Here is a 22905-nt window from a genome sequence, read left to right as displayed (position 1 = left end):
TGCCCAATACCCAATGCCCAATAACAAAATGATTTTACTAAATCCTGGCCCTGTTAATTTGAGCGATCGCGTGAGGAATGCGCTGTTAAGTCCCGATTTGTGTCATCGGGAAGTGGAATTTTCTCAGCTGCAAAGTAGAATCCGCGAACAATTACTTCAAGTTTACGATCTTGCAGGTGCTCACTGGGTAGCAGTTTTACTTACCGGTTCTGGTACAGCAGCGATGGAAGCTATGGTCAGCAGTTTAGTACCCAGAAATGGGAAATTGCTGGTAATTGAAAATGGCGTGTATGGCGAAAGAATATCCAAAATTGCCAAAATTCACGACATTAATTACATTACACTTTCCCATCCTTGGGATGCAGAAATAGATATCAAAGGTTTAGTTAAACTGTTAGATGAAAACGTTGATATCACTCACCTCGCTGTTGTCCATCACGAAACTACTACTGGTCGCCTGAATAACTTAGTGGAAATTGCTGCAATTTGTCAGCAACGCGGCATTCAAATATTAGTAGATGCAGTCAGCAGCTTTGGCGCTGAGGAACTGAATTTTGAAGCTTGGGGAATTACCGCTTGTGCTGCAACAGCGAATAAATGTCTGCATGGTGTCCCTGGAACATCTTTTGTTATAGTGCGCCGGGATGCACTACCCTCAGCAGATACAATCCCCCGCACCTTATATTTAGATTTAGCAACCTATTGCCAACAGCAAGATAAAGGCGGTACACCTTTTACTCAATCAGTACAGACATTTTATGCTTTAGCAGAAGCTTTGCAAGAAATGGCAGAAGCAGGAGGATGGCGTGCTAGACACAGCTATTACAGCCAACTTGCAAACTTAGTCAGAGACGGATTAATTTCAATGGGAATTAAACCTTTACTTCCCGAAGGAAGTTCATCTGTAGTTTTGAATGCTTATTATTTACCAAATAATTTCAGTTATGAAGAATTTCACGACCAACTCAAAGCACAGGATTATGTAATTTATTCTGGACAGGGAAATTTAGCCCAATCTATCTTTCGAGTATCAACAATGGGAGCTATTACTCAGGCTGATATGGAAAGATTTGTTGCTGTTGTTCAACAAATTATTTCCAACTCATTTACTGACAAATATTGAAACTTTGCCGGCAAAATTTTGGCAACAGACGATTACAGCAAATAGTTCAACTCAATCTGAATGCTGCTCTCTCCAGCAACTAGGATGGCAGTATCTTGAAAGCTTGGCGCACCTATGCCAATCTTGGGATTGCGTGAAAATCCAAATCCTTCTTTTGGAATACCCAAAAAGCCTATATTAAGCTTGCCATCGTCGTTAGCATCATGGATGACCGCAACTGCATAATTACCCGGTACTAGCCGATCAAATATTACAGAAACCGATGCTTCTTTCGCCGCAACGCAACGAGAAGCAACAGCGCGATCGCTACGATTTGGAAAGCCTTGCTCATTAGAGAACAAACTAAAACATAAAGTTCCTTTTTGGTTCCTTAACCCATTAATTTCGACAGTTAAACGACTGTTTAAATTCGCATTTGCAGACGAAGACATCATCCATCCTCCTAACATCGATATCAGCAACAAACCAATAGATTGTTTTCTCATTCTTATCTTGGTGTAGAATTTACAAACGATAGCCAATTCCTAAAAGAAGTCCAGCATCAGTCTTATCTTCACCAAAACTGGCATTAAGGCGAGTAGTTGCCATGAGGCGATCGGCCAATGGGACATCAATACCTGCAACCAAGAGTGGATCGACTTCAAAATTTTGTGAAGTATTAATATTAATACCACCTCCAATAAAGGGAAAAGCAATCACAGAAGCATTACTAGCACCTCGAATTGAAACGCCAATCGTCAACGCTGGCATTACGGCAGTTTGCTCTCCAAAAACGGTAGAGTTATGAATAGAAACACTATCGGTAATTCCAATCCGAGACAGAATGGAAAATCCGCCATCTGCTAACCCTGTTTCACCCCCACTTAGCCCAAGCCCTCCGCCCACTCCGATATAGCTGCGCCGTTCTCGCGGTTGGCTGGATGCTTGAGAGGACTGAGATAATAGTGGTAAAGATTTTGGACTATTCGGCAATTCCGTCACTGTTGAATTTTGCGTATCTCTACCATTGGTTCCCTGAGCAGAGGACTTGTCATTTATAAAAATAGCGAGAGCGATTCCTGACACTATAAAACTGAATCGGACTAAGTGCATAGAATTATCTCCAGAACTTGCAACGCAACTGTTCCTGTTGTTAGCAGGAACACAATAGCCAGCCCAACAATCCACTTCAGATTCAAGTGTTTAATTGTCAGTTTGTCAGGTTCAAGTTGGTTGAACATGTTATGAGTTTTGCGATCTCAGGTATTGTCTGACCCTCGATTCCCTAAGTGTTAATATATCCAGGAAGAAAAGCTGACAACAGTTCTAAAATGCACGCAAAAACATGACCCAGGTCACGGTTTTAGGTGACAGCAGGTGCAGTATAGTCGTAAAAAACACAACTCACGTAAATCTCTTTTCTCAAGATGGTGTTTCTGAGGTCGCTTCCCCAAACATTCCGGTCGTTAGAGTGGATTTTTCTCACTGCTCATTTGGGAATGTGGCTGAGTGTTCCCAGCTATAATCTGCCTACGGTACTTGGTTTCGGTGGCTGCTTCTTCTTGCTCAGTTGGATCTATCCGGTTCGTCGTCTTCAATGGCAACGTTTGAGTTACATAGTGCTGGCACTGTGTATATTTGTTATCGCCAGATTTAAGGCTCTAGATCTGGCAATATTTCCGTTTATTTATTTTGCTAAGAGCTATTTTCTGCTGGGGCAGCGCCCAACAATTGTACTCATCGGCATCATGGCTATCCCTTGGACAATCAGCAAGTATGCGAGTGATGTTTATCAATTGCCACAGCAAATCCAGCCAGATTCACTTGGTATAATTTCTGGCAATCTGCTCAGGTTTGGTCTGTTTGGTCTAGGAACTTACGTTGCTGCTAGTTTTTTTACGGTTATGGTTACAGGAATGATTGTCAGGGAGCAGAAAAATCATCAGAAAATTGAAGAACTCTCGGAGCAAGTCGAATCTCTTGTAGCAACGCTAGAGCGCACACGAATTGCACGGGAAATTCATGACTCATTAGGACATACACTCACCGATCTCGATACTCAACTGGCTGTGGCACAAACTCTGCGATCGCACGATCCCAACCAAGCTTTTCAAGCGGTTGATACTGCCAAATTTCTTGCCAGACAATGTATTGAGGATGTTAGTCAGGCATTAAGTCGGATGCGCCAATCTGACTTCGACCTTAACCAAGCATTAATAGGTTTACTCGAACAACTGCGACAGACTTCAAGCTTACAAGTGCAGTGGAAAGTCAATTTACCAGTCCTTCCCATCTATCAAAGTTATCAAATCTACTGCATTGTCAAGGAAGGATTGATGAATGTACAAAAACACGCACAAGCATCCCAAATTAGTTTTTTTGCACAACAAACCACCGAAGGCATAATCTTAGAGTTAAAAGATAACGGGGTTGGCTTTGAGCAAACGCCATTTCATCAGGGTTTTGGGCTTCAAGGTATGATTGAACGAGTTCAGTTACTAGGGGGTAAACTTGACATTCAAACCGCCAAGGCTCAAGGGACTGGAATTTACGTGAGGTTGCCGTTATGATTCGCCTGTTGCTTGTAGATGACCAGAACTTGTTTCGGCAAGGACTTGCCACAATGCTTTCGGTAGAGGCAGATTTAGAAATTGTGGGACAAGCAAGCAACGGTCAACAAGCCATCCACGCAGCGAAAATGTTGCAGCCACAGGTAATTCTCATGGATGTACGAATGCCTGTGTGTGATGGAGTTCAAGCGACTCGTGAAATTCATCAATACTATCCTTGGATTCGGATTTTGGTGCTGACGACCTTTGATGATGATGAATATATCCTACAATCCCTGCAAGCTGGTGCATTGGGATATCTGCTCAAGCGTACACCTGCCCCAGAGATTGCCAGTGCAATTCGTTCTGTAGCACAAGGCTACAGCCAACTAGGGCCGACAATCGCACCGAAAGCCTTTTCTCAACTGAAGTCTTTGAGTGACGATCGCGTCCTGCATTCACTCAGCAAACGCGAAGTTGAGGTTTTGAAACTGGTGGGCGAGGGCAAGAACAACCAAGAAATCGCACTGGAACTCTATCTTAGTGAGGGAACCGTCAAAAATCATGTAAGTCAGATTTTAAGTAAGTTGGAAATGCGAGATCGTGTTGCAGCAGCACTGTGGGCGCAACGAAATCTGCTCTAGCAAAATATTAATTTTTGGACTTCTTGTTCTGCCAAGCCTTCTTGAAAGTTTGTAGAACTTGATTATCTTATAAACTAATGAGGAATTATAGGGGCACAGCAAGCATAATCTTTCATTTCATTAAATAATTCTACTTGTGTCGTACCCCTACTAGAAATTGCATTCTGATTTCTGAATTCTGAATTCTCTCTTAATTCCTACCAAACACACTAGTAAGGGCACGCGCCATATTTTGCGGTTGCATCGCATCCATCGCGGCGGTCGGTTCGTAGCCGCAGTGAACCATGCAATCAGCACACTTGGGATTACCACTCTTCTGGCCGTATTGACTCCAGTCAGTTTGTGCGAGTAATTCCTGGAAGGTAGAGTAATAACCTTCATTTAGCAGATAGCAAGGTTTTTGCCAACCGAGAACGCTGTAACTTGGGCTACCCCAAGGCGTGCATTCGTAGTCTTTCTCACCGACGAGAAAATCTAAGAACAGCGGATTGTGATTGAAGTTCCAATTTTTTGCACCGTTTTTGTATGGAGCCAGAATTTCTCGGAACAGGGCGCGTGTTTGTTCTCTTTGGAGGAAATGGTCTTGATCTGGTGCCCACTCGTAACTGTAGCCAGGGGAAATCATCATCCCGTCAGTATTAAGTGTTTCCAGAAAATCAAAGAACTCTTGCATATCTTTGGGGTCAGTACCCTCAAAGATAGTGGTATTAGTGGTGACACGAAAGCCTTTAGCTTTAGCGGCGCGAATGGCTTGGACGGCAATATCAAAAACACCTTTGCGATCGACACAGCGATCGTGCAATTCCCGCATTCCATCTAGATGGACGCTGAAAGTCAGATAAGGGGAAGGTTGAAACTTATCCAGGCTCTTTTCTAATAACAATCCATTGGTACACAAGTAAATGTATTTTTTGCGCTCAACTAATCCCCGCACAATCTCATCAATTTGGGGATGTAGTAGAGGTTCTCCCCCAGGAATTGAGACAACCGGTGCGCCACACTCTTCCACTGCGGCGAAGCACTGTTCTGGGGTGAGGTTTTGCTTTAATATTTCCTTGGGATGTTGGATTTTACCACAACCAGTACACGCTAGATTACACCGAAAAAGAGGCTCCAACATTAAGACTAAAGGAAAGCGTTTGCGTCCCAACAGACGTTGAGTCACCAGATACTTGCCGATATCTATAGCTTGTTGTAAGTTAACTGCCATTATTCCGATCGCTCCTCTTTAAGATATAGAAACACCACTGTCGCGGTACAAAGCATTGCACCCCTATTTGCGCTCGTTAATGTAACCCTGAGCCACAAACCAATCCACAGCATCCCGGAGTGCGCCATTGATGGGAGATTGGGGTAAACCCAACTCTCGCACTGCCTTGGCGGGATTGTAATACATAGGTTGTTTGGCCATGCGAACGCCATCTATAGGCACTGAAGGCGATTTCCCCAGTGGCGCGAGAATTTTTTCATCAACCCAAGCAACACTCAGGGGTAACCAAGCTGGTAAACTTCCTTGGGGTGCCCTCAAACCTGTAATCTCGGCGAGTTGTTCGAGTAGTTGTTTGAGACTGAGGTTTTGATGCCCCAAGATATAGCGATCGCCAGATTTACCCTTATGCAAAGCTAGTAAATGCCCCCATGCTACATCCCGCACATCGATAAAATTCAAACCAGTATCCAAGTAAAACGGCATTTGTTTCCGTAAAAACCGCAATATTATATCACCTGTCGGCGTAGGTTTGATATCCAATGACCCGATAGGGCTGCTGGGATTGACTATAACTATCTCCTGACCTTTAGCAGCCGCTTTTATAGCTTCTTGTTCGGCGAGATATTTAGACTTTTTGTAGTTACCCACCAACTTTTCTAAGGGACTCTGATGTGTTTCATCAACGGCTGCACCAGAGGAACCTACCCCAATAGCTGCCACCGAACTGGTATAAACTGTACGCTCAATCCCCGCTTTTTGGGCTGCTTGTAGCACATTGCGCGTACCGAGAACATTGTGACGCTGGAGTAATTCCTGGTCTGCTTGCCATAGTGAATAATGGGCTGCCACATGAAACAGGTATTGACAATCGCTCATCTGTTGCCAGAGATTTACATCGTTCAAATCGCCTTTGACAATTTCCACCTCCAGACCGCGTAGATTTTGCAGATTGCTGCTAGGGCGTACCAGTGCTTTGACCGTATATCCTTCTTGCAGCAGCAATCGCACCAAGTGGGCACCAATAAAACCAGTACCCCCCGTGACAAAAACCTTTCTGGATTTTGGATTGCTCAATTTGGAATTCCCCTATTTTCAATTTTAGATACAGAAACAATCTCAAATCTGAAATTTTTTCCGAGGAAACCAATCATCCAAAATTGTGTAGACGACCGGCACAACAATCAAGCTGAGGATGGTTGAAGTTATCAGTCCGCCAGCGATCGCAACAGCCATTGGCGATCGCAATTCCGAACCAGCACCAAGACCTAAAGCGATGGGTAGCATTCCTAAAAGCGTAGAAGCGGTGGTCATCATAATTGGTCGCAGCCGCACTAGTCCAGTATTGAGGATTGCTTCGGTGCGGTCTATGCCAGCACTGCGTAGCTGATTGATGTAATCTACCAATAAAATGGCATTTTTGTTTGCTAGTCCCAACAAAAACACAAAGCCAATCAGCGAGATCATGCCAAAGTCGCTTTTGGTAATCAGTAGCGCCAACATCGCCCCTACCAGCGCCAAAGGCAAAGAGACACCAATCACCAAAGGATCTACCCAGCTTTTAAACAGCAAAATCAGTACCACAACAATACACAGGGCAGATAAAGCTAGAGTACTGCCAAAACTGCCAAAAACTTCGTTTAATTTGGCAGAGTCTCCTCCTAAATCTAAGGAAACATCAGATGGCAACACGGCTTTGGCTTCGGCTACTACTTTATCGGTAGCATCGCCCAAGGAAAAATCCTTGCCAAGATTAGCACTGATATAAGCTACCCGCTGATTATTCAGACGCTCAATTTGCAACACCGTGCCTTGTGAATTGCTTTCACCTGTAACTGTCACATCCACAAATCCCGGTATTTTCTCAATCCTCTCTTTAATTGCCTTCACAGCTTTGCTTAGAGATTGGAGATTGTTACCTCGTAATGCCACCTCCAGAGGTTTTTGACCGCCGCTATCAACAAATTTAATGTCTTCAACACTGGTACTGACACCAGAAAGAACTGGTAATGAGGAGCGTAGCTGGTCTTGTAATTGGGCAGTTGTGATTTTCCGGTCTTCTTTGAGCCTCACATATAGCGTACCTTTGTTTGGCTCACCCTCGCGAGAACCAACGGTGGTAAATACCGTTTCCACTGCTGGATCTTTTCTCACCACCGCTTCGAGTTTCTTTGCAACCTCAAGGGAATCGTTTAAGGGATTGGGGATTGGGGACTGGGATGAGGCAGAATTTAGTCCTGCTGCTCCTTCTGCTCCTCCTAGTTGTGCTAGGTCAGGGATTTTTGGCAAGGGAGCCGTATAAGCAATATTAAATTCGCCGCGATCTAATTTGGGGATAAATCCTTTAGGGATTAGTGGAATTAGTGCTATGCCTGCAACGAAGCTGAGTACAGCTAATGCAATGACTGTTTTACGATGATTTAAAGACCAAGCTAGCAAGTTTCTATAAGATTGGGCAAAGGTCACCCAAATTTTTGCTTCACGGCGAGGGGAGGTTGAGGGTTTTGGTTTTAACCAGTAGATTGCCAAAACTGGAGATAAAGTCCGCGCCACTAGCATAGAAGCGAGCATTGCGGCTGAAACAGTGATCCCAAAGGGCTTGAAGAACTGACCGATGACTCCACCCATTAAACCTATGGGCAGAAAAACTGCTACTGCCGTCAAGGTGGCTGCTGTAACCGTCAATCCGATCTCATTGGTAGCTAAAAGCGCTGCTTGGCGGGGACTTTCTCCATCATCTACGTGTCGCATGATGTTTTCTACATCAACGATCGCATCATCAACAATACTGCCAATCACCAAAGCTAAAGCCAGCAGCGTAATTGTCTCTAAATTGAAGCCATAAATCGCCATGACGATAAATGTCGCCAAAATAGACGTAGGAATTGCCAATGCAGAAATTAAAGTGGCTCGCCAGTTCCACAAAAATGGAAAGATGACGACGATGGAAAGCAAAATTGCTTCTAGTAGAGAATCAATTGTTGATTGGGTGGCTTGGCGGATATATTCTGCTTGAGTGGCAGCTAAAGTGAGGTTGACATCTTTGAGTGTAGAGCGCAGCTTTTGGACTTCTTTTTCTACTAAACTCACCACTTCTAAGGTGTTAGCATCGCCGCGTTTGATTACCTGAAATGCAAGTGCATCTTGCCCGTTAAACCGAACTAAGGTAGATCCTTTTTGGGTTAAATTTGCTGCACTGAGCTTTGATGGATCTAAAGGAGTTGCAGTTGCATCGCCCAGTAGTGAGACTTTCAGGACTCCTGGTAGTTTAGCGATCGCACTTACAATTTGCTCTTTCGCCAACTGAGTCAAATCTGTGAGATTTCGTGTCGGACTCTCAATGGCATAGCTAATGGCGGCTGACTCGTTCAAGTTTAAGGGAATAATTTTAGAAGTCGCTCCCTGAGGGAGAGTCACCTGCTTGAGGGCGGTTTCAACTTCTTTGGTTGATGTTTCTAAATTCGTACCAACAGCAAAAGACAAGGCAACAGCTGTTTGACCGGGATAGGTAGATGAGCGGATATTCTCCAGTCCTTCCAAGGGACGCAAGCGTTCTTCTATGGGTTTGGTGAGCTTGGTCTCTGTATCTAGCGCAGTCGTCAGGGAGGCTGTAGCATTTACAACCACCACTGGGAAGGTAATATCTGGAAACAATGCATACTTCAGGGAACTGAAGGCAAGAACACCAGCTACCGTGACGGCAATCCAAAAACTTATGGTCAGCCACGAAAATTTAATCGCTAATTTGGAGATATTGAAGAATTCTCGTGCGGATTTTGAGCTAGAAAGCTTTACCATCTTGGAAAATTATCGTGCGGGTGACACAATTATTTAGTCATGCTACAGCAATCGCCTTCGGTTTGCGAGTTTTGGTCACCACCAAATGGCAATATTACTTATTGTCGCTCAAATTATGACAAAGTTTTTAACAAGCATGGAACTGTAACAATGAAACTTGGTTCTGTCGAGCATAAGGAATTATTTTGTCGCAGCTTTACCGAAAGCTACAGGGAATACGCTCCTGAGTATCTTCCCTGGCCAGATTTGGACGATGCAGCTTTGAGTTTTTTACGCAGTATTCCCTTTTGGGAGAAAGCCCTAGATACAGAGCGACAAGCCGGAGCAATAGTTAGTGGTTACGCCCAAACGGTAAGCGATCCCTTATTACAAGCTACCATCGCTCTCCAAGGTCAAGAAGAATTACGTCACGCTCGTCTTTTGAAAAGATTAATTGACCGTTACGGCATCGAAATGCCAGAACGTCCCCCCGTCGAAGTTCCCCAAAATATTGAGCCAATATTTACGCGCTTTGGCTTTGAAGAATGTCTGGATACTTTCTTTGCCTATGGGCTATTTGCGATCGCCCGTGAAGCTAATGTGTTTCCAGAATCAATTTTCACAATCTTCGATCCCATCATAGATGAAGAAACACGCCATATCGTGTTTTTTGTCAACTGGTTCACCTATACACAAATTCAACGCGGCCAGGGATTTATTCCATTACGGAATACTAAAACCCTTTGGCACTACGGCAAAGCACTCAGCAATCTGATTGCCGTCTTTGGCAATGATGACCCCAGTAGAACTGGTTTTGCTGCCACCGGCACCAACATCTTTACTAAAGACTTGACACTAGAAAAATTTCTACAGATTTGCTTAGTAGAAAATCAGCGGCGCATGAGCAAGTACGATCCCCGATTGCTGCAACCCGAATTATTACCGAGACTTGCCAATTTCGCCCTGAGCATCCTCCAGCTAATACCCAAACGTAAACTCCAGAATATCGAGAGCGCTAGTGCCTAACTTTTTATCCCACGACACAATTCTTGTGCCTCAAGGCGCAGAATATCAAGCCGTGTGTCGTGGATTACGCGGTGTTACTGGCTCCATCCCAACAGTATTACCCATACCCGTTGGGATGCAGCCATTACTTCAATACCTACAACAATCCGCAGAAATTGGACAAATTCTGGCTGCAAAATCCAGAGTGCTGATTGTAGGTTTATGTGGCAGTTTGAGCGATCGCTACAGTGTTGGTGATGTTGTGCTGTATCAAAATTGTCTTTATCAAGGTAAACGGCAAGAGTGCGATCGTTCTTTCACTGCACAGTTACACTCAGCATTGGGTATGGGGCATGGGGCATGGGGCATGGCAAGAAGCAGGGGAGCAGGGAGCAGGGAGCAGAGGGGAAAAACTCTTCTTTCCCAGTCCCCAGTCCCCAGTCCCCAGTCCCTAGTCAACGCCTTGACAAGCGATCGCGTCATTTCCTCTGCTGCTGAAAAACGTCATCTGGGCGAGACTTTGGCGGCTGATGTTGTTGATATGGAAGGATTTACTGCCTTAGAGTTTTTCAATGCAGCTGGGGTAGCAGTGGCAATGTTGCGAGTAGTTAGCGACGATTGTCAGCACGATATTCCTGACCTCACAACAGCGATCGACTCTGATGGTTCCCTGCGTCCTTTGCCTTTAGCTATGGCAATGATTCGCCAACCCGTAGCAGCTACTCGGTTAATTCGAGGTTCGTTAACAGCATTGAAAGTATTAGAGAAAGTTACAAATCAGTTATTTAAAAGCTGAAATAAGCAAAGTATCTTTTTGATAAAGTTTCTTTAAATTAATTATAAATTTATTATTCACGCAATAAATTTAACTTGAGACATGAAATACTAATGTAGTAAATAAAAACACGGAAAAAATTTCTAAATTTGTAAGCTGAAATTGATTAAACTTTCTAGTTCGTGATTTAGAAGTTTTGATAATTTCCGAGTTAGATATTTATTAAATAGGCGCTTATTTTATTGGTTTAGTATACTATGTACTGAAGAACCAGTAATATTAAAGTGTTTAAAAATAATTTTTCTATCTATTAGTTAGTAAATCACTTACATTGTGGCATGTGTAAGTACTAATGTCTTTGCGATCGCGCTGATGAATCAGCCGGATTTTTTCATGCGATCGCTTTTTTGAAGTAGGTCAAGATATGTGCGATCTCTGTTTCTCAAGTAAATTTATTAAGGAGATTATTTATGGCAGGCAGTATCACAAAGAATTTTAATTTAAATACTTTGAGTTATCAGATTAAGACTTCTGACTATCTAAATAAATTTTTAGGTTTAAAAGTTCCTCAATCGTATGAATATAACTCAGGAAATAGCTTTAAATTTATTAAAAACTTTGGTAGGGAAGAGGTATCTGTAGGAAGTGCATTTGGAATTTTTAGAGGTAAAGCCGGACTCTATTTAGAGCCAGGGAAGATTGGAGCAGGTCTAGAATTAAAAGCTGGCTATAATTTAGGTGAAATTAATCTTTCGTTGCCAATCTCAGGCTCATTTAATGCTTCTGCAACTAATAATCAACTAAATTTTGCTATAAATGCTAATTTAAGTAATCCACAATTTAATTATATTCTCCCATACGCTTATGCCTATTTAAATGCTGTATTTGAATATGACCTTAGATTGGCAGCATTTGCAGAACTTAAGGCATTTAAGAAAAAATATACTAAGGATTACACTATTTTTGATAAGGCTGGTAAATACACATATCAAATTATTCAGCTAGACACTCGTAAAAAAGAACAGTTTATCGATATACCCTTTTATAAAAGATTCAGCTTAGGTGGTACAGAAGCAGCTATTCCAAGAGATCAACTTGGAGGATTTGTCAGCGTCAACTATGATCTTCCTAATTTTAATAAAAGTGCGAGTCAAATTTACTTACCAGACTATTTAAATACTTGGGAAATAAAAGAAGAAACTAAACTTGTCGAAGTTAACCTTGCACTCGACAATTTCTTAGCACAAATTCCGCTTTTAACGTGGCTATCAGGTGCAGATGGGCAAAGTTTTAGTGTGTTAGGGAATAAATTTTCTTATGCTTATGACTGGCGGTTTCTTAAACTAGATTTATCTGCAAGTGTCAATTTTGGCTATGACTTCAAAACTGGTATCAAAGATTTAAATCCGCAAATTGTGGGAGGTGAATTTTCTAATCTCAATAATTCATTTAATAGTATTGACGAATTACTTATCAAAGATATTGATCGGGATTATAATATTGACCTTACAGTAGAGATTAATCCTATTATATTTTTTGAGGCAGATGTTTATTTAAAGCCAAATGTTAGTATTGATTGGGGTATTGGTTATATTGGTTTTGAGTTGTCACCCCTAACTGGTAGGAAATCACATACATTAATTCCCGGTACATCTCAAACATTATACGAAAACAAGATTCCGATTATCCCTAAGCGCAGTTTTACAACTTCTTTTAACGAAATTTATCGCTCTATAACTGGTAAAAATCCTAATTTCAATAGCTTCTCAGTTGAGATTCCTTTTCACTCTCTTTTCCCAAATGTCGGAACTAGTGGTGATGACATCTTAACCTTGACTGGTACAGCTAATGACAATTTATACGGTGGTGCTGGTAATGACTCTCTCTACGGCAATTTGGGCAATAACACCATTAAAGCAGGTGATGGTAACGACACAGTAGATGCTGGCGATGGCAATGATATCGTTTATGGTGAAACAGGTAACGACAGAATTTTAGGGGCAGTAGGGAATGATGTCATCTTTGGAGGCACTGGAGATGATTATATCGATACAAGCTATGGTAACGACCTAGCTTGGGGGCAAGATGGCAACGATACACTCTATGGTAGTGCAGGAGTAGACCGCCTCAATGGAGATGCTGGTGATGACTTCATTGACGGTGGTGCTGGCGATGATAAGGTTAGTGATTCCAATGGAGATTCTGCGGCTCTCAAAGGTGGTTTAGGCAATGACACCATCTATGGCAGTTTTGGTGATGACATTATTGATGGTGGCGAAGATAATGACAAGCTTTACGGAGATGATAAAGATTTTCCTGGGCGGAATATAGCTGAAGGTGGCAATGATGTCATCTCTGGAGGCACTGGAGATGATTATATCGATACAGGCTATGGTAACGACCTAGCTTGGGGGCAAGATGGTAACGATACACTCTATGGTAGTGCAGGAGTAGACCGCCTCAATGGAGATGCTGGTGATGACTTCATTGACGGTGGTGCTGGCGATGATGTTGAATTAGGTGGTGGAATCGCACTTAAAGGCGGTTTAGGCAGAGATACCATTTATGGCGGTTCAAGTAGAGACAACATTGATGGTGGTGAGGATGATGACACACTCTACGGAGATGCACCAAATCAAGTAGCTCCTTCTCCCGACTTAGAAATCAATGAAGCCGATGTAATTTTTGGTGGTGATGGAGATGACTACATTGATGGTGGATATGGAGGCGACTACCTCCGTGGTGGTAATGGAGATGACATCATTTTAGGTGGCTTTGGTAACTCTACTGATTTTCTGTACGGCGATGATGGCAATGACTATATTGATGGTGGTGCTGGAGATGACCAAGATGCAAATCGCGGTGAGGGACTAAAAGGTGGAGCTGGAGATGACATCATCTTAGGTGGCGATGGTAATGATGCTGTTCATGGACAAGACGGCAACGATATTTTATTAGGCGGAGCAGGTAATGACCTGTTGACAGGTGGCGGTGGTGTTAACACTCTCTTAGGAGGAACAGACAATGACCTCTATTACCTGGTTTATCTCGATCCGAACAATCCAGTAGTCAATGATTCTGGTAGCATCATCCAAGACGAATCTGGCACAGACACCCTAACACTACAACAGTTACCGACAAATCCCCAATTAAATATTAGTAACTTCCCACTGAGTCTATCTAACCTTGCCAGGGTTGGTACTGCGTTAGTTATTGACCTTAACAAAGACAACAAATTCATTTTTGCTCAAGATATCACTATCCTTGACTTCTTTGGCACAGGAAATACCAAAGGAACTGGCTTTATTGAATACATTGCGGGTCAGGATAGTACCACTTTTTTAAGTCTAGTCAGTAACAATCCCAATACTGGAACTACAGGAGACGATCGCGATTTATCTGCAATTCAAGGTACTACAGGTAATGACTATCTTGGTGGACAGACACGAAGAGATCAGATATATGGCTATGCAGGTAATGACATTCTCGTAGCCAAAGGTGGAAAAGATGAACTTTATGGCGGTACAGGAGATGATTTATATCTCGTCTCAGCAGCCGATGGGTTTAAAACTATCATTCAAGACGATGGCGGATATGATGCCCTGAATCTCAAAGATACAATTATTTCCCTGTCTCTACTCCAGAGTGGAAAAGTTGGACTTTACAGAAGAGATGATAACAACCTATTAATCGACCTCAATAAAGATGGTTATGCCACAACTTCCAGTGACTTAATCATTAACTTCTTTTTTGACCCCACTGCAACAGGAGCTAAAGCTGGTGTAGGCTTTATTGAGCAATTAGGTAATTTATCTGGCAATGATGTTCTGAATCTATTTAACACCTTGCCCACAGGTGGACGACCCGACGAAACTGTTAACTATATTCCCAGTGCTGGCTTAGGAAACGATACATACATTGGCACAAATGGCAATGACTTCATCTACGGTGGAGATGGCAATGACGTTCTTGACGGTAAAGCGGGGCGAGATCAACTCCAAGGCGATAACGGCAATGACATTATATATGGAGGAGATGGGGACGATCGCCGCCCAGATTTCACTGCTGGACTAAGAGGCGGAGCAGGCAACGATCTAATTTACGGCGGCTATGGAGATGACATCATTGATGGGCAGGATGATGTTGACATTATCTTTGGCGATGAAGGTGATGACATTATCTTTGGTGGTGCTGGAAATGACAAAGTTATCGACCCCAAAGGAGATTATGCAGCCTTAAAAGGTGGCGGAGGTTACGACACCATCTATGGTGGATTTGGTGATGACATCATTGATGGTGGCGACGGCGATGACAGACTTTACGGAGATGAGCAATATCAAGACCTTCTCAATCAAACTCAGGGTGGTAATGATGTCATCTCTGGCGGTGCTGGGGATGACTATATCGATCTCGGCTATGGCAATGACTTAGCTTGGGGAGGAGATGGCAATGATACCCTTTATGGTGCTGCTGGGGTAGACCGCCTCAATGGTGATGCTGGTAATGACTTCATTGACGGCGGTGCTGGAAATGACAAAGTTGTAGATTCTAATGGAGATTCTGCTGCCCTCAAAGGAGGTTTAGGCAATGACACCATCTATGGCAGTTTTGGTGACGACATCATAGATGGACAAGATGGTAATGACAAGCTTTACGGAGATGACAAAGATTTTCCTGGGCGGAATATAGCTGAAGGTGGTAATGATGTCATCTTTGGAGGCATTGGAGATGATTATATTGATACAGGCTATGGTAATGATACGGCTTGGGGGGGATCTGGCAATGATACCATTTACGGTGGTGCTGGTATAGATTTCCTCAGTGGCGATACTGGCAATGACAGCCTTTATTTGGGCTTAAATGATAATGCAGTAGATACCGTTAAATATGCCTCTGGTGATGGAACAGATACCATTTATCAATTTGTTCGTGGTGTTGGCGGCGATCAACTGCAATTCACAGGCATTGCTAACATTGATGTGGTGCAATCAGGTACAAATACACAACTAAGAATCAGTGATGGTCTTGTTGGTAATACAGGCTTTGGTACAGGTCAATTATTAGCAACGTTATCAGGTACATCTGGTTTTACTAATGCCGATGTAAATATTAATTTGTTTGGAGCTAATTTCTTATTTACTTAGCTCTTTTGATAAAACCGGGGGGAAAGTAGTACTCCCGGATTTTTCACTAGTGAGAAATCCGGGGATCGCCCATTGTCTGCGAAATCCTCGATCTTCATACAACTGCTAGTATGTATCCGGCAATTTCCACTGAGGATTTGTTAAATATTCCAATCTCAGTACCGAAAGAATCTACTCGCTAGAAAATCACAGAAAAGGTCACAGCATCTCGCAAAGCACGAGACCAAACAATTGCTAGAAATTGCTAAAACAGAAGTAGAAGGGGTGATTGAGAATGATGAAGCGACAGCCACAACTTGGATAAACCAGCAACTTGAAGCTTTAGAGTTACAAATGCCATGACGATTACTGCAATAGATTTACCAATGGATCGGATTCGTGAGTTTTGTCACAAGTGGCAAGTTACCGAATTTGCCCTGTTCGGCTCCGTCTTACGCGATGACTTTCGCCCTGAAAGCGATATTGATGTGTTGATTGCCTTTTCTCCGAGTGCGAAACGCGGCTTAACCGAAACTCTGCAAATGCGGGATGAACTGCAAGTTATTTTTAACCGTCCTGTAGATTTGATTGTAAAAGCCGCCATCGAGCGCAGTGAAAACTGGCTTAGACGTAAAAATATTTTGGAATCCGCACAAGTCATCTATGCCGCGTGACCAAGAATCTCTAATCGACATCGCCAATGCTATCAAGCGTAGCTTACGCTATGCAGATGGGATTAGCAAATCGGAACTGGAAACCAATGACGAGAAATTGTCTGCAATCCTCTACCAAATTACAATTATTGGCGAAGCCACCAAACGGCTTTCTCAGTCGTTCCGTCAGCAACATCAAGAAATTCCCTGGCGACAAATGGCAGGAATGCGAGATGTGATTGTCCATGATTACGATCAGCTGGATTTTGATGTGATATGGGATGTTGTTGAAAATAAATTGCCAGAACTTTTGAACTTGATTGATTCTTTACTTTAAAGGTGTTTTGTAGGCAAAGTCCAAAAAACAGCTAGAAATTTCTCAAGCAGAAGTAAAACGGGCAATAGAGACCGATGGAGCGATCGCAACAAGTTCGATAAATCATAACTTGAAGCCTTGGAAACGATCGCTGATATATACGTATTATTCGCAAATATTACTAATAACCTCACCTTTACGGACGGACAACACTACTGCTGCAAAGATTAAAACGCCTTAACATTTCGTTACACTAAAGACATCGAGAGGAAAGCAAACCTCTCGCAGTTGAAATCAAAGGTGAACGACATGAATGGCACAATTCGCGTTGGTAATCTCTTCGGAATTCCCTTCTACATCCATCCGTCGTGGTTTTTAGTTCTAGGTTTGGTAACTTGGAGTTATAGCAGCGGACTAGCGGCGCAGTTTCCCCAATTATCTGCGGGATTAGCTTTAATATTGGGATTGATGACAGCGCTGATGTTGTTCGCCTCTGTCGTCGCCCACGAATTAGGACACAGTTTTGTTGCTATCCGTCAGGGAATTGATGTCAAATCCATCACATTGTTTATATTTGGTGGTTTGGCAAGCTTAGAAAAAGAATCGAAAACTCCAGGTGAAGCGTTTTGGGTAGCGATCGCCGGCCCTTTAGTTAGCTTACTACTCTTTGGCATCGTTACAGCAATTAGTCTTACTACACCTGTATCGGGGCCGCTAGCTGCAATTCTCGGTGTTTTGGCTGCCGTTAACTTGGCATTAGCACTGTTCAACCTAATCCCTGGCTTGCCTTTAGATGGCGGAAATATACTCAAAGCCATTGTTTGGAAAATTACAGGCAATCCTTATAAAGGTGTAACTTTTGCCAGTGCAGTTGGTCAAATTTTTGGATGGGTAGCAGTTCTTTCCGGTATACTTCCCCTACTATTATTTGGCAGCTTCGGTAACTTCTGGAACTTGTTAGTTGGCTTCTTCTTGTTGCAAAATGCTGGTAATGCGGCTCAATTTGCCAGAGTGCAAGAAAAACTTACAGGTTTAACGGCTGAAGATGCTGTAACTGCTAATAGCCCAATTGTGTCTGCTAATCTGACCCTGAGAGAGTTTGCTGATGAACAAGTTGTAAGCGGGCAAAATTGGCATCGGTATTTAGTGACTGATGATGATGGACAATTAGTAGGTGCGATCGCAACTGATAACTTACGAACCATCCCTACAGCACTATGGTCGGAAACTCTAGTTAAACAAGTTATGCGACCAATTACAGAATCAACCACAGTTCAATCAGACCAACCTCTACTAGAAGTTATCCAACTACTAGAACAACAAAAGGTCTCTGTGCTTCCTGTAATTCGTGATAATGGTGTGCTGGTAGGAATCTTAGAAAAAGCTGCAATTATCCGACTGTTGCAAAGCCAAACCCAACCTAACCCTGCATAGTCTTCTCAAAAAACAATATTTTCTCCTCAACTCCCTCAAATTCTGAGGGACTTTTTTTATTACGGTTCAGTGAAAGGCTAATTGTAGACAATTGTGGGTTTTACCAGACGCGATAAATCGCCGTCTCTACAAGTTTTTTGCTCTTATCTGAACTGTATTGAATTCTGACTTGCATAATTTACCAAATCTGTTATTTGCAGGACTATGATTTGATTTTTGAAAAAACTCTGTACAGATCTAAAAGCCTGATTACCTAATTCCTACTCCCTGCATAAGTAGATAATTTCAAAAATCAAATGATTCCTAGAGTTAATTTTTTTGTAAGGATTTTTTCCGAGATAAGAAGTATATTCCTAGCAAGGATAAACCTGCTATTGTTGCAGGTTCTGGTATTGTTTTAATTTTGGCATAAACAGATGCTGTAGTTGTGCCTCCTTCAAGTGCTTGAATACTGAACAGAGGAACATCCGGATTAAAGCCTGTTAGCTCAAGTGTGTATTTATTACCTGCAAAGGTAAATGTTTTATAGCTCAAGTTTGTGTCTATAAATACAAAATCTGCATTTTGTTCTGGTGTATTTGTTGCGATATTTGGTGTATTTACCAAACGGAAGTCGAAGCCAAAAGCTTGGTTGATTCCAACGGGGGAGTTGAGGGATAAATTAAGATTTAAAGGTACAAATTCAACACTTGTGCCTTTAAGTACTGTTTCGTTAAAGTACTTCAATTCACCTATTTTAAATAGAGAGTCGGTGTTTCCTGAAAAGGAACTTCCATCAAAAATCAGTTTATTTGGAAGTGTTGATGGTGCAGAAGGTTGACCCCAAGTAAATGTGTTAGTTCCCACACCTGTAAATGTAGGGTTGGTATCAAGGCTTCCTGGAGTCGGTACTCCCCATGTACCACTGGAGATACCAGAAAAAGAAAAAGCTTGTGCTTGACCAGAGAAACCGAATGCTGTGGTCGCAGTCACAAAAAAACTAGATACGGCAGTTGTAACAACTAAACTTTGCTTCATAAACTTAGGTTTCAATTCTCACCCTGGAGCTTCCTTTAGTAAGTCTCCTGTATACCGTAGTAAATTTACGCAAAATGTGCCAACATCTTTTTGTAGTTTTTATGAAGTATTTATATGTATTTTTTTAAATCTTATTGAATAATTTATATTTATTAAACCTATTTAATGGGTTTTGCATTTTTATTACAAACCTTATAACCAGCAACCAGATTGACTATATTAACACTTGTCAATTTAATATCAAGTTGCTATTTGATCAAATAATAGCAGAGGAGCAGAAAATTCATAATCTGGAATTATGAATTTTCTGCTCCTAATGTTGGAATTCTAAATTCTGAATTCACTTAGGGTGCAAGGGCATTACCACGAATTAAGCTGGCAATGGTTTTGGCAGTAATTTTTAATTGGGTGATGGGATTAGCTGGAACAACGGTTTTGTACAGATAGCTATCGAATGTTAGCCGCTGTACATCGAGGTCGTCGCACATTTCCACGAAGGCTTCGCGGGTGGCGTCAGAACGATAGAAGACGGTTTGCAGAATGTCCAAGACTTTGTAAGTGAGTCCGTATTTTTTATCCCAACGCTTCAAGTAAACCTTCAGATCGTCTTCTGTGGGAATGCGGTTTCCATTGTTAGATGCTTCAACAATGGTTTCGGCACACATCCGCCCAGATTTAGCCGCAAAATAAATACCTTCGCCAGATGACTTGGTAACGTAACCAGCTGCATCTCCCACCAAAGCGATGCGACCGACAACACGACGGGGACGGGGATGTTCGGGAATGGGGTGGGCTTCTACTTTGATGATTTTACCGCCTGCCAGTTTCTCGGATGCACGAGCGCGAATACCAGCTTGTAACTGTTTGATGCTGGCTTTGTTAATGTGCATTGTGCCAGTACCGACAGCTACGTGGTCGTATTTGGGGAAAACCCACGCGTAGAAGTCTGTAGAAACATCATTACCGACATACATTTCCGCGAGGTCGTTGTAGTATGCCATTTTGTCTTCGGGTAAGCGAATTCGCTCTTGGAAAGCGATCGCATAATTATAATCCCCCGCGCCCATTTCTTTGGCAACTCTGGAGTTCGCCCCATCAGCCCCAATGATGGCATCCACTTTCAGGGTTTTGGCAACACCTTCTGCACCCGTTTCTGTATGGTCAACGTAATGGATGGTGTAGGGATCGGTATTGTTTGCTGGTATATCGAGTTTATGAACAGTGGCATTAATTAAATTTGCACCCAGTTTTGCCGCACGATTCCGCAAAAAGCCATCTAGGACTTCCCGGCGGCACATTCCTATATATTCTTCTTCATTAACCAAATTGATATCAACCTCGCGGTTGGAAGGCGAAATCATTTTCATCTTCCGCACGCGGCGATCGATAATCTCTGGTGGTAAGTCAAATTCACCCACCATACACAGGGGAATAGCGCCCCCACAAGGCTTTGCATTGTCTAGCTTCCGCTCAAACAGGTAGGTTTCAATCCCAGCTTTTGCCAGTGTTTCAGCGGCAGACGAACCAGCAGGGCCTGACCCAATAACAGCAACCCGTAGTGTCAAAGGTCTTTCTCCCAATCTTCACATTTACCGAGAGCATACTACCACGGTCTTTCGGCTGATTTGGCGCTTTACCTCCAGGTTTTGACTGAAATGCAATATTCCTTAACTTTTTGAAACAAAAAGCGAAATTGGGAATGGAAAATCTTGGTTGGGGAAGAATTTACTAGTATAATTTGTTGTAATACAAATGAAATATTACTCTGGATCGTTAATACATTATTTTTTATAAAGGTCTTTTATGCCTGAAAGTCTTGAAAACCGTTTTCTCGAAGAGGTTCGTAAGCTGAAGCAGAAAAAGAGAAAACGCATAGTTCGGATTGGGGTGCTTTTGCTGCTTGTGGCTATCCTGAGTGCCTCTGTATATTTGTTTTTTCAAGGCAATTTAGCTATCAGTAATACAACACTTTTCTTCAGCATTGCTCTAGTAATTTTTATTTGCAGTTTAATTGTTTTTATTTTTAATAAAAAAAGATCTTTAGTTCGTTACCAATCCGATACACACCCTTTGTTATTTTGGCAAAATAATAATTTTAAACGGATTAAGCCTAAATATTTATTAGGTTATACATTACTAATAATAGCATTGATTTATCAAACCAATCCGTATCTATTTAGCAATACAATTAATGATTTGGTTAATAGTATAGTATATAAACCTACACCTCCTATATTAAATTCACCTTGGCCGTGGCAATATAATGCAAGGATTGACCCAATTATTGCTAACATGCCATCTAATGTAGAAACAAGTATTCAATCTGTTGCAAAATATATTACTCAACATCAATCAGACCCATACTTACGAATTAAAGCCATACATGACTATGTTATTAGTCGAGTAACCTATGATTTAGATGTGCTGAAAATTGGTATACGGCCTGCTCAAGATGCTAAAACTGTTTTTTTAACTCACAAAGGGGTTTGTGAGGGCTATGCTAATTTATTCATGGCATTGGGACGAGCTATAGGTGCAGATGTTGTTTATATCAGAGGGAAAATTCGTCGAGATTTAGCGCCTGTGGAGTTAATTCCTAAGGTGGTTAGACTGGTAAATTCCGATTATGATTGGACAAATCATGCTTGGAATGCTGTCAAAATTTTAGATAATTGGCAATTAGTTGATACGACCTGGGACGATCGCGATTCTAGCGAAATGGGATTTTCGTCGTATAGTGCAGAGTATCTCACACTTCCTCCCCAAGTAATGAGTATTAGCCATTTTCCTGACCAATTAGATTGGCAACTCTTACCTCGTCGTGAAAATTACAATACTTTTGAAAATAAGCCACTTCTAATGCCTCAATTTTTCATCGAAAGCCTAACGCTAATTTCCCCAGCTGAATATAAAACCAATGTTGAAAAAGTTGCTGTAATTAAAATTGCTAGTTCTCCAAATTATCGTAAAAAAATTGTTGCCTTCTCTACTAAATTACAAAAATCTGAGTCTTCATTTTGGGAGTTGCCAGGATCTGTAAATTTGCTAGAAGACAATCAAGATACCCAACGAAAACTACAAGATATCAAAAAATGCGAGAGTCAATGGAATGGAAGCACAGAAACTGAAATCTCCTGTAAGTTTGCAGAATCAGGAGATTATGAAGTTTACGTGTTAAGTCTTGGAAAAAAGATTAGCCTCCTGGGTCAACTAAAATTTCATGCTCTACTGCGCTAGAAGTCAGAATTACCTGAATCTTATTTATCTAAAAATAATTAGTATGGTATATGTAAGACACAGTAT

General features: G+C 42.0%; 17 protein-coding genes. 10 read left to right on the top strand and 7 right to left on the bottom strand.

Going from position 1 to position 22905, the window contains the following annotated elements:
• Positions 1-13 precede the first annotated feature (13 nt).
• On the top strand, positions 14-1123 hold the full coding sequence (locus tag H6H03_RS10835) for a 2-aminoethylphosphonate aminotransferase (RefSeq protein WP_242057808.1): 1110 nt from the start codon (positions 14-16) through the stop codon (positions 1121-1123).
• 32 nt (positions 1124-1155) lie between these two features.
• Here H6H03_RS10835 and H6H03_RS10830 read toward each other — a convergent pair whose 3' ends face one another.
• Positions 1156-1608 carry a DUF2141 domain-containing protein gene (locus H6H03_RS10830; RefSeq protein WP_190955129.1) on the bottom strand — a complete coding sequence of 151 codons (453 nt, stop codon included), beginning with the start codon at positions 1606-1608 and terminating at the stop codon, positions 1156-1158.
• A gap of 19 nt (positions 1609-1627) precedes the next feature.
• Complete coding sequence (locus tag H6H03_RS10825; protein WP_190955128.1) at positions 1628-2215, bottom strand: hypothetical protein; 588 nt, start codon at positions 2213-2215, stop codon at positions 1628-1630.
• 314 nt (positions 2216-2529) lie between these two features.
• On the opposite strand from H6H03_RS10825, the gene H6H03_RS10820 reads away from it, so the two are divergent.
• The gene (locus H6H03_RS10820) at positions 2530-3672 is read left to right on the top strand and encodes a sensor histidine kinase (protein ID WP_190955127.1); all 1143 of its coding nucleotides are present in this window, start codon (positions 2530-2532) and stop codon (positions 3670-3672) included.
• A complete protein-coding gene (locus H6H03_RS10815) occupies positions 3669-4295 on the top strand; it encodes a response regulator (RefSeq protein WP_190955126.1) in 627 nt (208 codons plus the stop codon). Before H6H03_RS10820 ends, H6H03_RS10815 begins: the two co-directional genes overlap by 4 nt.
• A 190-nt stretch (positions 4296-4485) precedes the next feature.
• Here H6H03_RS10815 and hpnH read toward each other — a convergent pair whose 3' ends face one another.
• The 3 genes from hpnH to H6H03_RS10800 all read right to left on the bottom strand — a co-directional run bounded on the left by hpnH (position 4486) and on the right by H6H03_RS10800 (position 9300).
• Positions 4486-5505: an adenosyl-hopene transferase HpnH gene (gene hpnH / locus H6H03_RS10810; protein ID WP_190955125.1), complete on the bottom strand. Its 1020-nt coding sequence runs from the start codon at positions 5503-5505 to the stop codon at positions 4486-4488.
• A 63-nt stretch (positions 5506-5568) separates the two neighbouring features.
• On the bottom strand, positions 5569-6579 hold the full coding sequence (hpnA, locus tag H6H03_RS10805; RefSeq protein WP_190955124.1) for a hopanoid-associated sugar epimerase: 1011 nt from the start codon (positions 6577-6579) through the stop codon (positions 5569-5571).
• Between the two features lie 42 nt (positions 6580-6621).
• The gene (locus H6H03_RS10800) at positions 6622-9300 is read right to left on the bottom strand and encodes an efflux RND transporter permease subunit (RefSeq protein ID WP_190955123.1); all 2679 of its coding nucleotides are present in this window, start codon (positions 9298-9300) and stop codon (positions 6622-6624) included.
• Between the two features lie 39 nt (positions 9301-9339).
• Here H6H03_RS10800 and H6H03_RS10795 point away from each other — a divergent pair, with 39 nt between their 5' ends.
• The 6 genes from H6H03_RS10795 (at position 9340) to H6H03_RS10765 (ending at position 18585) form a co-directional block, all read left to right on the top strand.
• Positions 9340-10305, top strand: a complete 966-nt coding sequence (locus tag H6H03_RS10795; protein ID WP_242057807.1) for a ferritin-like domain-containing protein — start codon at positions 9340-9342, stop codon at positions 10303-10305.
• The gene (locus H6H03_RS10790) at positions 10298-11080 is read left to right on the top strand and encodes a 5'-methylthioadenosine/S-adenosylhomocysteine nucleosidase family protein (RefSeq protein ID WP_190955122.1); all 783 of its coding nucleotides are present in this window, start codon (positions 10298-10300) and stop codon (positions 11078-11080) included. The genes H6H03_RS10795 and H6H03_RS10790 overlap by 8 nt, the downstream gene beginning before the upstream one ends.
• Before the next feature lie 449 nt (positions 11081-11529).
• Positions 11530-16203 carry a calcium-binding protein gene (locus H6H03_RS41245; protein WP_190955121.1) on the top strand — a complete coding sequence of 1558 codons (4674 nt, stop codon included), beginning with the start codon at positions 11530-11532 and terminating at the stop codon, positions 16201-16203.
• Positions 16204-16541: 338 nt separating this feature from the next.
• Positions 16542-16856, top strand: a complete 315-nt coding sequence (locus H6H03_RS10775; RefSeq protein WP_199338900.1) for a nucleotidyltransferase family protein — start codon at positions 16542-16544, stop codon at positions 16854-16856.
• A complete protein-coding gene (locus H6H03_RS10770) occupies positions 16846-17172 on the top strand; it encodes a HepT-like ribonuclease domain-containing protein (protein WP_190955120.1) in 327 nt (108 codons plus the stop codon). Before H6H03_RS10775 ends, H6H03_RS10770 begins: the two co-directional genes overlap by 11 nt.
• 288 nt (positions 17173-17460) lie before the next feature.
• Positions 17461-18585 carry a site-2 protease family protein gene (locus H6H03_RS10765; protein WP_190955119.1) on the top strand — a complete coding sequence of 375 codons (1125 nt, stop codon included), beginning with the start codon at positions 17461-17463 and terminating at the stop codon, positions 18583-18585.
• 309 nt (positions 18586-18894) lie between these two features.
• Here H6H03_RS10765 and H6H03_RS10760 read toward each other — a convergent pair whose 3' ends face one another.
• Positions 18895-19602, bottom strand: coding sequence for a choice-of-anchor K domain-containing protein (locus H6H03_RS10760; RefSeq protein ID WP_190955118.1), 708 nt, complete (start codon positions 19600-19602; stop codon positions 18895-18897).
• Between the two features lie 344 nt (positions 19603-19946).
• Positions 19947-21167, bottom strand: a complete 1221-nt coding sequence (gene chlP / locus H6H03_RS10755) for a geranylgeranyl reductase (protein ID WP_190955117.1) — start codon at positions 21165-21167, stop codon at positions 19947-19949.
• Between the two features lie 238 nt (positions 21168-21405).
• Between chlP and H6H03_RS10750 the strand changes: the two genes are divergently transcribed.
• The gene (locus H6H03_RS10750; protein WP_190955116.1) at positions 21406-22839 is read left to right on the top strand and encodes a transglutaminase domain-containing protein; all 1434 of its coding nucleotides are present in this window, start codon (positions 21406-21408) and stop codon (positions 22837-22839) included.
• Positions 22840-22905 lie beyond the last annotated feature (66 nt).

The organism is Nostoc paludosum FACHB-159 (genome assembly GCF_014698835.1).
Classification (GTDB): domain Bacteria; phylum Cyanobacteriota; class Cyanobacteriia; order Cyanobacteriales; family Nostocaceae; genus Nostoc; species Nostoc paludosum.
This window is presented reverse-complemented; position numbering and strand designations above follow the sequence as displayed.